Genomic DNA, 13886 nt, shown 5'->3' with positions numbered 1-13886 from the left:
TTCGTCCGGCAGCGATTTACATTTGCGCATAAAACCCGCAAAAGCGCGACCGTTGTAACCGGAGTAGGAAATATGGGTTATCGTATCGCCGTAGTCGGGGCCACGGGTAATGTGGGCCGCGAAATGCTGAACATCCTTGCAGAGCGGGAATTCCCCGTTGATGAGATCGTGGCACTTGCTTCTCGCAAGAGCCAGGGCACCGAATGTTCTTTTGGCGACAAGACACTCAAGACAGAGGATCTCGACCGGTTTGACTTCACCGGCTGGGACATGGCCCTGTTTGCCATTGGGTCGGAAGCAACGAAAAAATACGCACCGATCGCCGCCAAAGCCGGCTGTGTGGTGATCGATAACTCGTCGCTCTACCGTTACGATCCGGATATTCCGTTGATCGTGCCCGAGGTGAACCCGGATGCGATTGAGGGCTACGCGAAGAAAAACATCATCGCCAACCCCAACTGCTCCACCGCGCAAATGGTTGTCGCGCTTAAGCCGTTGCATGACCGCGCGACCGTGAAACGTGTTGTGGTTTCGACTTACCAGTCCGTTTCGGGTTCAGGCAAGGAAGCCATCGACGAACTGTGGAACCAGACCAAAGGTCTCTACGTACCAGGGCAGGAAGTTGAGCCGAGCGTCTATCCGAAGCAGATCGCTTTCAACGTCATTCCGCATATCGATGTGTTCATGGAAGATGGCACCACCAAGGAAGAGTGGAAAATGGTGGCCGAAACCAAGAAGATCGTTGATCCCAAAATCAAGGTCACCGCGACCTGTGTGCGGGTGCCGGTCTTTGTTGGCCATTCCGAAGCCGTGAACCTTGAATTTGAGGAACCGCTTGATGCCGATGAGGCACGTGAAATCCTGCGCGAAAGCCCTGGCATCCTTGTCGTCGACAAGCGCGAGGACGGCGGCTACGTCACACCTGTCGAATGCGTAGGCGATTTTGCCACTTTCGTTAGCCGTATCCGCGAGGATGCGACCATTGAGAACGGCCTGAACATGTGGGTAGTTTCCGACAACCTGCGCAAGGGTGCGGCACTCAATGCGGTTCAGATTGCGGAGCTGCTCGGACGCCGTATTCTTAAGAAAGGCTGAGGTCTTTGGCCGGGTATCCGGCCACCAGGCACCAAACCATGACTTTCGGGCCCGACTGTGGTAGCATGTCTTCACGGTCGGACCCGGTCGCCGCCGTTGAATTTAGATGCTGCGGCTGATCTTGCCGTTTTTCTTAGTACAGCCAGGGTGCGGAATTTCCCGCTTTAACCCGCGCTATTTTTACGAAGGACTTAGGCAATGCATCCACTTGACGACAAGAATCCGTATATCGCCATGATGTTCCTGAAAATGAGTAAGGAATATTGGGGGCTTGGGCGCGATGGCATCCGCAAAATCTCGGTGCCGCATGCGAAGGAACTGACCCCTTACTCCGAGATGCTCACCCACGTTGTGTGCAGCAGCTTCGACGCTCGCTATGACCAGGTGACCGTTATCAGGGCCGACTCGCTCGAAAAGATTCACGAGGCGGCCACTGCTTTCAAGCTCGGTGCAAAAGCTCAGTATATCGACGTTGTCGACAGTATCGTCGGCATACAGGCGCCGCCCCGTGGTAGAGCGGCGGCGGCTAAAGCGTCCTGATTACTGAAGCGGTGAATTCCATGCGCCACGCAATTGTGTGGCGCATGCTTTGGTGCAGTTCAGACGGTCACTTCCGCGGCTCGGAATCCACAGGCGGGATTGCGATAAGATACGCCGCAATTGCCTCCCTGTCCTCTGATGAGAGTTTGGCCATGTTCTCCTGAACCGCCACCATCGAACCGCCAACGGAGTCGAAATCAGTGTCAAAACCCGACTCGAGATAGTAGGCGATATCGCCTGCTGACCAGCCTTCCAACCCGCCTGCTCCCTGCGTGATGTTCGGCACAAAACCCGGCCCATCGGCCGCAGGTGCGCCACCCAGCCAGCGGCCGTAGTCTATGGCGCCGCCAAAATTGCGTGGGCTGTGACACTCGCCGCAATGGCCCGGTCCTTCCACAATATATTGACCGCGGGCAATCAGGGCGTCAGATGCGTCAATCTCAACAGCCCGATCCGGTGAGGGGAAGGCAGTTTTCCACACACCAAGTCCGATCCGCATGTTGAATGGAAATGCCAGGTCGTGGCTGGCAGCTGGGCCCTCCACCGGAGGCAGCGTTTGGAAATAGGCCCAAAGATCAGCAACGTCCTGCGTCTCCATGCGCTCAAACGACGTCCATGGAAAGGACGGGTAATAGTGCTGGCCGCCGGGCGACGTGCCTTCGAGCATCGCATTACCGAAATCCCCGGCGTCCCAGGAACCAATGCCGTCTACTGGATGCATCGAGATGTTGGGAACCACGAAATCACCGAAATCGGTTTTCAGAACCAGACCGCCACCCAACTCCAGATGCGCCTCGCCCGTGCTGTCCGGTGCCGCGTGGCAGGATGCACACCCGCCCGCAATGAACATGGTCTCGCCCCGGACAGCGTCACCATCGGCGAGCATCGCGACGGTTTCAGCAGGCAATCGGTCCGGCGCAATGATCCACCATGTCACGCTGCCAACGACCGCGAGGATTACCAGCGCGGTGAGCAGTCGGAGAAAGCCGAGCATGACTACCGTTTGACCCGGTAGCCCTCATGACAGCTTTTACAGGTTCCAAGCACCGGCCCGACAGCCGCCTTGAATGTGTCGAGGTCAGCCGGCCCCTCCCGTCCCGACGCCTCTGCCGCTGCCGAGGTGGCCGACGTGAATTTCGCGAGCTCAGCTTCCCACCCTGCTGCATCCTCCCAGATCGCAGGTGCAGCGGTCGTGTCTCCCTCTGCGCTGCCTTTCGGGAAATAGTCACCAAAGGCATGGGACGCGGCGTTCATGGAGGCAATCGCAGCTTTTCCGGCCGCGGGGCTGTATTCCATCTCGCCCTTGAGCATGGCGCCGGCCAGGCCTGCACCGGCGGCGTTACCCTGCATGAGAATTTTGCGGACCATGACCGGGTCTTCGGCGGCAACGGCAGGGGTGGCAAGGATGGCTAGCGTGCCGAAGGCGAGTGCGAGCTTGTTCACGGTTTTCTCCATTTGCATTTTTAGACCGGCCGGTCGTTGTGTTGGACTCCGCTCAACCATTGCAAAATCCCGAAACCGTTCAAAGTTTTTTTCGCCGGAGCACTTCACATTGAAGTTACAGGACAGGCTTCAGACCTCCACGAACCTGTTCTGACCGGCGTCGTAATATTCCAAAATCCCGTCCTTGATGTAATTCCAGATGCCGTGCAGCTGCAGCTCGCCGCGTTCAACGGCTTCCGCAACAAAGGGGAACGTCATCAGATTCCTGATGCTCAAAAGGATCGCTTCATGCTCAAGCGCCCGCAACGCCTCCTGCCGCTCAAGACCCCGTTGCAGAACGGGTTCCACCCGAGGCTCGAGGATTTCCAGCCACTGTTCAACAAACGTCAGGTCTGATTCACGCTCCGGGTGGCAGTGCATGTCCATGCAGCCCTCAACGCCACCACACCCGAAATGCCCCATAACAATCAGGTGCTTTACTTTCAGGGCTTTCACGGCAAATTCGACCGTGGCCGAGGTGCCGCGCTGCATTCCGTCCGGCTGATAGGGAGGAACGAGGTTGGCGATGTTGCGGTGAACGAAAATCTCGCCCGGTTCGGCGCCGAACACGTCCGCAGCCATAACGCGGCTGTCGCAGCAAGCGATGATCATCGAGGGTGGTGACTGACCATCATCCGCGAGTTCACCCAGACGGGCATTAACCTCGGGCTGAAGTTCTCCTCGCCAACGGCGGTGACGCTCAATTAAAAAACCTGGAAGCGGGGAAGCATTGTGCATTGAGGCACCACCATTCTCGTGACCAGGACTTAGTTTACCTAAACTACCGGACACTTTTAGACTATCTTTCCGGCCGTGAGAACTGCTCCATTAACACTTGTTTCAAATATATGGGGCAGTTTGCCCGCGGGTGAAATTGGGGGCCATGTAAATGGGTGCAGAGCTTTATGAATTCGAGGCGCAGGAGAATGCGTCTCTTGATACCACGCGTATCCTTATTCTTCGACAATCCCTTGGCGACCAGCGTTGCCGTGAAATCGTTGAGGAAGTGGTGTTCCACATGACCGATCGCCTCGGCCTTCTGCAGACCGCTTTCGAGGAAAACGACCTCGAGGATGTCAGTATTCTCGCGTCGCGTCTGGCGGGTCTGTGTGAGCAGATCGGTCTGGTCGTTCTGGCACGTGTTGCCCGGGATCTGGTGCAGTGTGTGACGGTCGGCGACACAAATGCGATCAGCGCGGTCGGTGCGCGTTTGATCCGTCTGGGTGAGGACAGCCTCTACTCGGTCATGGTTTATGCGGACCAGTCCGCTCTCTGAACAGCATCTAATCTACGGGAAAGTCGAACGGCGTCTGACGGGAGCAGGCGTCGCGGGTGCGCGTGGCGAAGCCGAAATACGGGTTCAGGTTTCCAAGCTTTCAATCTAGGATCATCGCGATCCGACAGAAAGCACATACATGCCTATCCTTACCGAAGCAATAGACACCGCAACTGAACTGACCATGCTGGACCCTGACGGTCTGACGAAATGGATTGAGGCTGCCGACCCGGCGATCAAAACCTGGGTTGAAAGCAGCCGTTTTGGCGCGGGCCTAGGGGAAATTTTGACCCTGCCCGGTGCGCAAGGAAACCTAGCCGGAATACTCGTCGGATGGGGAACGCCACAGGCGCGTTCACGCGACCGGTTTCATCTTGCCGGAATTGTTCCGAAACTGCCTGACGGCACGTACAGACTAAACCCGGAAGCGGTTGAGATGAGTGTCTCTCAGGAGGTTTTGGGTTGGCTTCTTGCCGAATACTCGTTTGACCGTTACCGCGAACGGGGTGAACGGGATGTAAATCTGGTCTGTCCCGATGGCGTGGGTACGGACCGCGTTCGCGCAATGGCGGAGGCCGCGGCGCTTTGTCAGGACCTGATCAATACACCCGCCCGCGACATGGGCCCGGATGAACTCGAGTCCGCTTTCCTCGATCTGGCGCAGAAATACGGTGCAGAAACGACGGTGATCCGGGGCGAAGAGCTTGAGACAGGCAACTTCCCAATGATCGCCGCAGTCGGCGCGGCTTCGCACAGGGAGCCTCGACTGCTCGACATGACATGGGGGCGGGCCGACGCTCCAAAGGTCACGATCGTCGGTAAGGGCGTCTGTTTTGATACCGGTGGACTGAACATCAAGCCCGGTGCCTCAATGGGTTTGATGAAAAAAGACATGGGCGGCGCCGCAACATCGCTCGGTCTTGCGCTGATGGTGATGGCACTCGGTCTCGACATACGTTTGCGCGTCTTGGTTCCGGCCGTGGAGAATGCCATATCCGGCCCCGCGTTCCGGCCCGGCGACATCCTTCCAAGTCGCAAGGGTTTGACCGTTGAGGTCAACAACACTGACGCCGAGGGCAGGCTCGTCCTCGCCGACGCCCTGGCACTCGCGGATGAGGAATCACCTGATCTGATTATCAGTCTCGCGACTCTCACGGGGGCGGCACGGGTGGCGCTGGGCCCGGATGTGCCGCCGTTTTATACAGATGATGAGGATCTGGCCGGCAGTCTTGCGGCATCCGCGCAGTCCGTGGCTGACCCGCTCTGGCGTCTGCCGTTCTGGAACCCTTACGAATACATGATCGAACCCGGAATAGCCGACCTCGACAACGCACCGGCGGGCGGTATGGCCGGATCAATCACTGCCGCATTATTTCTCCGCCGGTTTGTTGAGAGCAGCACATATCTCCATCTCGATCTTTATGGCTGGACCCCGGCCGCCAAGCCCGCAAGACCGAAGGGGGGCGCGTTTCAGGGGGCGCGGGCCATTTTCGATGTCCTGGAGGAGCGGTATTGACCAGCTTTGCTGAAAAATTCGCGTCCAGGCTTCAGGTGCCGCCGGACCGACTGGCAGCGGGAGGTGCCGGGAAATCGGTCAGCGTTCCGGTCCTGAACCTGACGACGGGGCCCAGCCCCGACAGCAGTCCGGCCACGCAACTTCTGCGCGGAGAACCCTTCACCGTTTATCGGGAAGCTCCGAATGGGATGAGTTTCGGGCAGTCCAACCGGGACGGTTATGTCGGTTTTGTCTTATCGTCCGGTCTTGGGGAAAGAATTGTCCCGCAGTATCGTATCATGGCCCTGCGCAGTCACGTTTATTCAGAGGCGGACATAAAGTCCCGCACTCTCTCGGAAGTTCATTTTCTGGGCGAAATGGGTGTAGGCACTCCCGAGGGTAATTTTATCGCTTTGAAGTCCGGCGGCTACGTGCCTTTACAGCATGTCGCCCCGCTCAATGGGGATTTTGTCGATCACGCCCTGCGTTTTCTTGGTGTTCCCTATCTGTGGGGCGGCAAAACCGCCTCTGGTCTCGACTGCTCAGCTCTGGTTCAGCTTTCGTTGATGGCAGCTGGTATCAATGCGCCAAGGGACTCGGACATGCAGGCTGCCTATTTCAGTGGTGATGACATTCCCGCAAACGAGGCCAGACGTGGTGATCTTGTCTTTTGGAAGGGACACGTGGGCATAATCTCCGGGCCCGACCGTTTGCTCCATGCCAATGCTCATCATATGGCGGTGGTGGAAGAACCGTTTTCCGTTGCCGCTGCAAGGATCGCCGAGGGTGAATACGGCGCAATAACCAGGATGGCGCGACTTTCTTCGTTTAAGTGAAGCGCCTTGGGTGCTGATTTAATCGTATAAAGAGTGTCTTCCTTGACTGGTTGGGTGACTGTTTCTCGGTAGAAGTTATCTCTGCCGGGCTTTTGGGGCCCGTGTCAGGAAGCGCTGTCCATAGGCACTCCATTCATTTAGGCTCGCCGGCCCTGGGCTGAATTTTTTGAGATCAAACGACGGCAACTTTCGGACGGGTTCAGTACGAAGTCTGCCGCGAAATCGGATATCCCCCTGATTAAACCGGCTTTTTGTGTGAGTCATTGGTACGCAAATGATCCACAATAACAGGACGGCTCCGCCGAAATCCTCTTAAAAAACTCTGGTAAATCAATAAACGAGCCACGTAGTGTTTCCTTGGGAGCCAAAATTTGTTTCCTGATTCGCGGGCATTAAAAAACCGCGACAGGGCTCAGGGAAAGGTTGTTAAAGAAATGAACGGGTCTGATGAAACCAAAGCCGAACCGGCAAAGACCAGTCGGAAACGCGCGAGCAATTCGGGGCGTACAGCGGCCCGGCAACCCAAATCACCGGTAAAGGCTTCACCCGCAGCCAAGCCCGGATCCAACTCAACCAATACGGTAGAGAAACTGGTTAAGGACGCACGGACTGCCGCTGATCAAAATCTGCCTAAGGTTGAGGAGCCTAAATCGACTTCAAAACGGTCTGGGTTAGATGCCCATGGTCAGAAAAGCATCCGCTCGGCCCAGGAGGAAGCCGAACGCGCAGCGGTTCAGCTTCAGGAACGTGTCGCGGCTTCGGTCAGGGTGGCTGAAATGCAGGCCGACAGGCTGTCAGGTCGCCTTCTTGACCAGGTTCAGGCCATGCAGAGTGCAGCGGATGGCATACCGGTTCGCATAGCGGAGAAAATACAGCAGGCGGAAACGGAGACCGACGAAATGGTGGAAAAGGCTGTAGCGCGAACCAGGGCTGGCGTACGGCAGGCCGAAGATGTCCTCGACTGCGTGCAGACACTAATCGACAAGCAGGTAACAGCCGCCGAAATGGCCTCGGACGCGCTCACGGAACAGGTCTCCCGCAACGTCGAAACCACCCGTCGCATTGCCGCCGATACCGGTGGCCGGTCAACGGCACGTCCCTCGGATGTCTTCCGGACTGCGGGCACGGCCGGTGCGGACCTTCTGGCGAATGTCGCGAGGGTGCAAATGGAAGCATCTGAATTTGTATCCCGGCGAGTGATGCAGGACCTGGAGACATCGTCGAAACTGATGTCCTGTCAGTCACTTGACCAGGTCCGGGAAGTTCAGACGAAGTTTTTCCAAACCGCGATGGAGGACTATTCCAGCGCAGCATCACGCCTGTTCCGCATGTCGGACGCCTTTACGCCGAAAGCACTGCAAAGCAGCGATGACTGATACGTTTGCCGCTGTGTGATTCCGATACCACAAGGAGCGCGCTTGGCAGTCTGCTATTGAAGTGTTGTGCCCGTGCTGCCAGTGTTCTTGGCCAGTGAAACTGCGGCACGGGAACAGGAAATTGTCCAATTCAACCGGTATCGGGCAGACGGCCCTGGTTGCCATTGATGTTCAGAACGATTTCTGCCCCGGCGGAGCACTCGCTGTTGAACACGGCCACGAGGTTGTTGAACCCATCAATGCAATGATGCCGCTGTTCGACGTCAGGGTTCTGACGCAGGACTGGCATCCAGTTGACCACAGCTCCTTCGCCAGCAATCATGCTGGTGCCGATCCCTTTTCCAAGGTTGAGATGGAATATGGACCCCAGGTTCTCTGGCCCTCACACTGTGTGCAGGAAACCGACGGGGCGTCGTTTCATTCAGGCCTGCGAACTGATCTTGCTGGTCTTATTGTTCGAAAGGGTTACCGCTCGGCAATCGACAGCTATTCCGCCTTCATGGAAAATGACAAATCCACGACCACCGGGCTTGCCGGTTACCTTCGCGAACTTGACGTGCGCACCGTCTATTTTGCGGGCCTCGCCACCGATTTTTGTGTCGCCTGGTCCGCCATGGATGCAGTGCGAAACGGGTTTGCCTCACGGGTGATACTGGACGCGAGCCGGGCAATCGACCTCGACGGATCGCTCGATGCCGCAATGGCCTCCATGAGGGATACCGGTGTCGAATTCGTCGAGAGCAGTGAAATTCTCGCCGGGACAACCGAATGACAGATATCGCAAAACGGGTTTACGACCACGCCTGGCGTATTGACCCCATCGTCCGGTCGCTTCTCGACACGGACTTCTACAAACTGATGATGCTTCAGTCGGTTTTTCGCCGGCACCGTGACGTTGAGGTCGAATTCAGTCTCATCAACCGCTCTGATCACGTTCCGCTTGCGCGATTAATCTCGGAAGCCGATCTCCGTGAACAGCTGGACCACATCCGAAATCTTCGCCTGACACGTGGCGAAAGCACTTGGCTCCGGGGGAACATGTTCTATGGCAAACGCCAGATGTTTGACCCGGATTTTATGGAGTGGTTCGAAAATTTCACCATGCCGGAATATCATCTGGAACGGAAAGGCGATCAGTACGAGTTAACTTTCCGTGGTTCCTGGCCGGAAGTGATGATGTGGGAGGTGCCCGCGCTTGCCGTCCTCATGGAACTGCGCAGCCGCTCGGTTCTGAATGGTATGGGCCGTTTCGAACTTCAGGTTCTTTATGCCCGTGCCATGACACGCGTTTGGGAAAAAATCGAACGCCTGCGGGAACTGCCCGGTCTACGCATTTCCGATTTCGGCACACGCCGGCGTCACAGCTATCTCTGGCAGGACTGGTGTGTGCAGGCCATGGTCGAGGGGTTGGGAGAGAAATTCACCGGCAGCTCAAACTGCCTCATCGCCATGCAGCGTGACATCGAGGCGATCGGAACCAACGCCCACGAATTGCCAATGGTCTATGCGGCTCTGGCCGAGACCGATGCCGAACTTCGTCAGGCGCCTTATCGAGTCCTCGAAAACTGGCACCAGGATTACGAGGGCAATCTGCGGATCATCCTGCCGGATACCTACGGCACGAAAGGGTTCCTCGATGAGGCACCGGAATGGCTCGCTTCCTGGACCGGTATCCGCATCGATTCGGGCAGCCCGGAGAAGGGGGCGGAAACCGCAATTGACTGGTGGAAAGAACGGGGACAGGACCCGGCGCAGAAACTGGTGATTTTCTCCGATGGTCTTGATGTCGAGCGCATTCAGGAGCTGCATTCGAGGTTCCATGGGCGCGTGCGCCTTGGTTTCGGCTGGGGAACGCTCCTGACCAATGATTTCCGCGGTCTCGCGCCGGACGACCGGCTTGCGCCGTTCAGTCTGGTCTGTAAGGCGGTCTCGGCTAATGGTCGCCCCACCGTCAAGCTTTCCGACAATCCCGCCAAGGCGATGGGCCCGGCGGATCAGATCGAGCGCTACAAACGCGTTTTCGGTGTCGGGGAGCAGGCTCTGGATCCGGTTCTGGTTTGAGCGGGAATCCCGATCCGGCACCTCATGGCGTGTCGGGCTCCCGGTTTGTCTTGGGTGCGCTTGGGCTCACTTTGCGGATACTGGTCAAAAGCGTTTTGACGCTGGCTTTGATCCTCGTCGCGCTCCTGATTGCGGTTCTCGACAGAAATCCGGACGTTCCCGAACCTGCTTTGCCCGATGTCGCAACGGCATCAATCGCTGCGGACATGGCCCGGGAGCTTCAGGAATTTTCGAAGCTGCCACCGGGCCAGGTCGACTGGACCCTCTCTGCTGAGGAACTGGATGCTGGCACACGCATGCTGCACCGGTTCTTTCCCGTCGCGCGGGTTGAGGCGCGTGTTTCCGGTGAAAAGGTCACGGTTCATGCCTCGGTTTCGCTCGGTCGCTGGATCGACGGATTGTGGACGAACGTGCGGTTTGATGTCCCTGAAACCACGGATGGTTTGGATTTAGAAAATTTGCGGGTCGGTTATCTACCGATGCCCGTCAAGCCTGTTGTCTCGGCAGCCTCGAAACTCGGGGATCGATATGTGGCGCCAGGGTTTGTGGAAAGCCTCCTGGAAACCGTGGTTGCTGTCGAGGCCGGGCCCGAAACAGTCACGGCCACGCTCGATTTATCCGGACCTGAGACTGACACCTTTTCGCAAAAAATTAGGGATCTGCTTCGAAATGCGGTGGGGCTGGAAGATATCGGACCGGTGCATGAATGGCTCTGGTACATCAACAAGGCTGCGAACCTTGGGCTATTGCCCCGCGGCGGATCGGTGTTGCCTTACATCCGTTTCATCATGACCGGCAACCAGGTCAGGGGCGCAGCCAAACAGGACATCAAAGCCGCCCTGATGGCTCTGGCGGTTTATTGCGGTGACACGCGGCTGAGCACTGCATTCGGTATGAGTCCGTCAGGAAGCGTCAAAACCAATTGCGATGGAACGACCCTGGGTGGACGGGACGACCTGAAACGGCATTTCCTGGTTTCTGCCGGGCTGCGTGCCGCACGATCCGATGACACCGCGATGAATATCGGAGAGATGAAGGAACTGTTAGACAGCAACAGCGGACGCACCGGCTTCAGCTTCGATGACATGGCTGCAAACGCCGCAGGTATTCGGCTCGGTGAAACGCTGATGTCTCTGGAGTCGGATGAGATCGAATCTCTGGGCGCCCGGATCGAAAAGGAATCCGATATTCTGCCATCGCTCGAAGGATTGCCGGCAGGTCTTTCCGAGGCCGAATTTGTCGAAAATTACGGAAGCACCGACAGCGATGCGTATCGAAGCCTGACCGCCGAAATTAACCGCCGGATAGACGGACTTCCGATCTATGCCGGTGAGGGCGGATGATCCAAACCATGCTGAATTGCTCCCGAAGAGGCAAGTAATCGTGCGTTCGGTATTGCCCAGCGATACCGGTCGCCCAAAACGACACCACTGAAGCTTATCGCGTCCGATCTCAGGTACAATTTCGATCTGACGTCGGGTCCATATTTACCCTGCGTCAGTGGTGGTCCCTAACCAATTATGCCTGCGCACCATGTTCTCCAAAAACACTTGGTCACTGTGATCAATGAGACCGTTATCCGTCAGGAAACCGGGTTCCCGCAGTTCCGGCCATACGACGGAAATGTCATTCGGGAATCCAACTTGGATCGTCAAGAAAACGGAGGTGCGATAGTCTTCGGGTTGTTTTGGCTGCAAAATATGTTCGTATTGCACTGATACATTTGCTGTGACACAGGCAAATAGTTGAGTGAAGAAACATTTTCCGATGGCATTATCTGGCCGCTTGCCAAGCGGTGCGGTGCTGTGGCACAGACACGTCTCCAGGGAGGGTGCTGAAATGGCAGACAGAAATAAACTTCGTTCGCGTGCGTGGTTTGACAACCCGGATAATCCGGACATGACGGCGCTCTACATCGAACGCTACATGAACTTTGGTCTGTCACGGGAGGAGCTCCAGTCGGACAAGCCGATCATTGCAATCGCGCAAACCGGCTCTGACCTTTCTCCATGTAACCGGCACCACATGGAGCTCGCCCGAAGAGTTCGTGAGGGCATCCGGGAACAGGGCGGTATCGCCATTGAGTTTCCCGTGCATCCAATCCAGGAAACCGGCAAGCGGCCCACTGCGGGCCTCGACCGCAACCTGAGCTACCTGTCGCTGGTTGAATCCCTGTATGGCTACCCCATCGACGGTGTTGTTCTGACCATCGGTTGCGACAAGACCACGCCTGCCATGTTGATGGCGGCGGCCACCGTTAATATTCCAGCCATCGCCCTCAGTGTTGGCCCCATGCTTAACGGCTGGTTCCGTGGCGAACGGACCGGTTCGGGCACGATCGTCTGGAAAGCACGTGAGATGATGGCCCGTGGCGAGATTGACTACGAGGGTTTCCTCGATCTCGTTGCCTCTTCCGCACCATCGGTGGGCTACTGCAACACGATGGGTACCGCGACCACCATGAACAGCCTGGCTGAGGCGCTGGGCATGCAGCTTCCGGGCTCGGCCGCAATTCCCGCGCCCTATCGGGACCGCTCGGAAATGGCCTGGCGGACCGGAAAGCGGGCAGTTGAACTGGTCCATGAGGATCTGAAGCCGTCCGACATCATGACCAAACAGGCTTTCGCCAACGCCATCCGTGTCAACAGCGCCATAGGCGGTTCCACCAACGCGCCGATCCACCTAAATGCCATCGCACGCCATTTGGGCGTCGACCTGAAAGTTGAGGAATGGCAGTCGCTGGGTGAGGACGTTCCGCTGCTCGTGAACCTGCAGCCCGCCGGCGAATACCTTGGAGAGGACTACTATCACGCAGGCGGCGTACCGGCCGTGTTCGGACAGCTGATCGAAAACGGACTGATTGACGAGAGCGTTATGACCGTCTCGGGCAAAACCGTCGGCGATGCCTATCGTGGTTCCGAAATCCGGGACGAGAACGTCATTCGTCCGTTTAGCAAGCCGCTCAAGGAACGGGCTGGTTTCCGTGTGCTCAGCGGTAACATTTTCAACTCCGCGGTTATGAAGATGAGCGTGATCTCACCCGAATTCCAGGAGCGGTACCTCTCCAACCCGGACAGCCCCAACAAATTTGAGGGCCGCGCCGTGGTGTTTGACGGGCCCGAAGATTACCACCACCGCATCGACGACCCGAGCCTCAACATTGACGCGAACTGCATGCTCTTTATGCGCGGCGCGGGGCCGAAGGGCTATCCCGGTGCGGCAGAGGTAGTGAACATGCGCGCGCCGGATTACCTGCTGAAGCAGGGCATTTCCTCGCTCGTTTGCATCGGCGACGGTCGGCAGTCCGGTACCTCCGGTTCGCCTTCAATCCTGAACGGCAGTCCGGAAGCCGCATCCAACGGTGGGCTCGCCCTTATCCGGACCGGCGACATGGTGTCGATGGACCTCAACAAAGGCACTCTGAACGTTCTTGTCGATGACGCGGAACTCAAGGCCCGTCGTGAGGAACTGATGGCCAATGGCGGCTACCGCTATCCCGAGAGCCAGACCCCCTGGCAGGAAATTCAGCGCGGTCTGGTCGGGGAACTGGAATCCGGCGCCGTTCTGGAACCCGCCGTCAAATACCAGCGCATTGGCCAGACCATGGGCCTTCCGCGGGACAACCACTAGAGTTTAACAACCAAATCATGGCTCCGGGATTGCAATATTCCCGGGCTTCATCTCATGAACGCGCCTGCTCGCCGCAGGCGCGCTTTTGTGCGGGA

13 protein-coding genes are annotated in these 13886 nt (G+C 57.4%); 10 read left to right on the top strand and 3 right to left on the bottom strand.

All coding sequences use genetic code 11. From position 1 onward, the window contains the following. Nucleotides 1–72 precede the first annotated feature (72 nt). On the top strand, nucleotides 73–1095 hold the full coding sequence (locus ACP15P_RS14005) for an aspartate-semialdehyde dehydrogenase (RefSeq protein WP_424929097.1): 1023 nt from the start codon (nucleotides 73–75) through the stop codon (nucleotides 1093–1095). Nucleotides 1096–1293: 198 nt separating this feature from the next. After that, the gene (locus tag ACP15P_RS14000) at nucleotides 1294–1635 is read left to right on the top strand and encodes a hypothetical protein (RefSeq protein ID WP_424929096.1); all 342 of its coding nucleotides are present in this window, start codon (nucleotides 1294–1296) and stop codon (nucleotides 1633–1635) included. A 67-nt stretch (nucleotides 1636–1702) separates the two neighbouring features. Here the strand turns inward: ACP15P_RS14000 and ACP15P_RS13995 are convergent, their stop codons facing one another. The 3 genes from ACP15P_RS13995 to ACP15P_RS13985 all read right to left on the bottom strand — a co-directional run bounded on the left by ACP15P_RS13995 (nucleotide 1703) and on the right by ACP15P_RS13985 (nucleotide 3855). Further along, nucleotides 1703–2629 (bottom strand): c-type cytochrome, encoded by a 927-nt coding sequence (locus ACP15P_RS13995; RefSeq protein WP_424929095.1) that lies wholly within the window; start codon nucleotides 2627–2629, stop codon nucleotides 1703–1705. A 2-nt stretch (nucleotides 2630–2631) separates the two neighbouring features. Further along, nucleotides 2632–3078, bottom strand: coding sequence for a c-type cytochrome (locus ACP15P_RS13990; protein ID WP_424929094.1), 447 nt, complete (start codon nucleotides 3076–3078; stop codon nucleotides 2632–2634). A gap of 129 nt (nucleotides 3079–3207) precedes the next feature. After that, nucleotides 3208–3855 carry a carbonic anhydrase gene (locus tag ACP15P_RS13985; RefSeq protein ID WP_424929093.1) on the bottom strand — a complete coding sequence of 216 codons (648 nt, stop codon included), beginning with the start codon at nucleotides 3853–3855 and terminating at the stop codon, nucleotides 3208–3210. Between the two features lie 151 nt (nucleotides 3856–4006). Between ACP15P_RS13985 and ACP15P_RS13980 the strand changes: the two genes are divergently transcribed. From ACP15P_RS13980 to ACP15P_RS13945, 8 genes are all read left to right on the top strand, one after another. Continuing rightward, nucleotides 4007–4393, top strand: a complete 387-nt coding sequence (locus ACP15P_RS13980) for a hypothetical protein (RefSeq protein ID WP_424929092.1) — start codon at nucleotides 4007–4009, stop codon at nucleotides 4391–4393. 139 nt (nucleotides 4394–4532) lie between these two features. Further along, nucleotides 4533–5909 carry a leucyl aminopeptidase family protein gene (locus ACP15P_RS13975; RefSeq protein ID WP_424929091.1) on the top strand — a complete coding sequence of 459 codons (1377 nt, stop codon included), beginning with the start codon at nucleotides 4533–4535 and terminating at the stop codon, nucleotides 5907–5909. Between the two features lie 35 nt (nucleotides 5910–5944). Then, nucleotides 5945–6724, top strand: a complete 780-nt coding sequence (locus ACP15P_RS13970) for a C40 family peptidase (RefSeq protein ID WP_424929130.1) — start codon at nucleotides 5945–5947, stop codon at nucleotides 6722–6724. 434 nt (nucleotides 6725–7158) lie between these two features. Beyond that, nucleotides 7159–8100 carry a phasin family protein gene (locus tag ACP15P_RS13965; RefSeq protein WP_424929090.1) on the top strand — a complete coding sequence of 314 codons (942 nt, stop codon included), beginning with the start codon at nucleotides 7159–7161 and terminating at the stop codon, nucleotides 8098–8100. A 121-nt stretch (nucleotides 8101–8221) separates the two neighbouring features. Further along, on the top strand, nucleotides 8222–8872 hold the full coding sequence (pncA, locus tag ACP15P_RS13960) for a bifunctional nicotinamidase/pyrazinamidase (RefSeq protein ID WP_424929089.1): 651 nt from the start codon (nucleotides 8222–8224) through the stop codon (nucleotides 8870–8872). Beyond that, the gene (gene pncB, locus ACP15P_RS13955) at nucleotides 8869–10161 is read left to right on the top strand and encodes a nicotinate phosphoribosyltransferase (protein ID WP_424929088.1); all 1293 of its coding nucleotides are present in this window, start codon (nucleotides 8869–8871) and stop codon (nucleotides 10159–10161) included. Before pncA ends, pncB begins: the two co-directional genes overlap by 4 nt. Further along, nucleotides 10158–11504, top strand: coding sequence for a YfiM family lipoprotein (locus ACP15P_RS13950; protein WP_424929087.1), 1347 nt, complete (start codon nucleotides 10158–10160; stop codon nucleotides 11502–11504). Before pncB ends, ACP15P_RS13950 begins: the two co-directional genes overlap by 4 nt. A 496-nt stretch (nucleotides 11505–12000) precedes the next feature. Continuing rightward, nucleotides 12001–13791 (top strand): IlvD/Edd family dehydratase, encoded by a 1791-nt coding sequence (locus ACP15P_RS13945; RefSeq protein WP_424929086.1) that lies wholly within the window; start codon nucleotides 12001–12003, stop codon nucleotides 13789–13791. The last annotated feature ends 95 nt before the right edge of the window (nucleotides 13792–13886 follow it).

This window comes from Amaricoccus tamworthensis (assembly GCF_049800875.1).
Taxonomy (GTDB): Bacteria; Pseudomonadota; Alphaproteobacteria; order Rhodobacterales; family Rhodobacteraceae; genus Amaricoccus; species Amaricoccus tamworthensis.
Note: the sequence above shows the minus strand (reverse complement) of the source record. Positions and strands in the feature narration are given on the sequence as shown.

Excerpts from the sequence above, each read along its gene's own strand:
- ACP15P_RS14005 (WP_424929097.1), top strand. The coding sequence starts at position 73 with ATGGGTTATCGTATCGCCGTAGTCGGGGCCACGGGTAATGTGGGCCGC.
- ACP15P_RS14000 (WP_424929096.1), top strand. The coding sequence starts at position 1,294 with ATGCATCCACTTGACGACAAGAATCCGTATATCGCCATGATGTTCCTG.
- ACP15P_RS13995 (WP_424929095.1), bottom strand. The coding sequence starts at position 2,629 with ATGCTCGGCTTTCTCCGACTGCTCACCGCGCTGGTAATCCTCGCGGTC.
- ACP15P_RS13985 (WP_424929093.1), bottom strand. The coding sequence starts at position 3,855 with ATGCACAATGCTTCCCCGCTTCCAGGTTTTTTAATTGAGCGTCACCGC.
- ACP15P_RS13980 (WP_424929092.1), top strand. The coding sequence starts at position 4,007 with ATGGGTGCAGAGCTTTATGAATTCGAGGCGCAGGAGAATGCGTCTCTT.
- ACP15P_RS13975 (WP_424929091.1), top strand. The coding sequence starts at position 4,533 with ATGCCTATCCTTACCGAAGCAATAGACACCGCAACTGAACTGACCATG.
- ACP15P_RS13965 (WP_424929090.1), top strand. The coding sequence starts at position 7,159 with ATGAACGGGTCTGATGAAACCAAAGCCGAACCGGCAAAGACCAGTCGG.
- pncB (WP_424929088.1), top strand. The coding sequence starts at position 8,869 with ATGACAGATATCGCAAAACGGGTTTACGACCACGCCTGGCGTATTGAC.
- ACP15P_RS13945 (WP_424929086.1), top strand. The coding sequence starts at position 12,001 with ATGGCAGACAGAAATAAACTTCGTTCGCGTGCGTGGTTTGACAACCCG.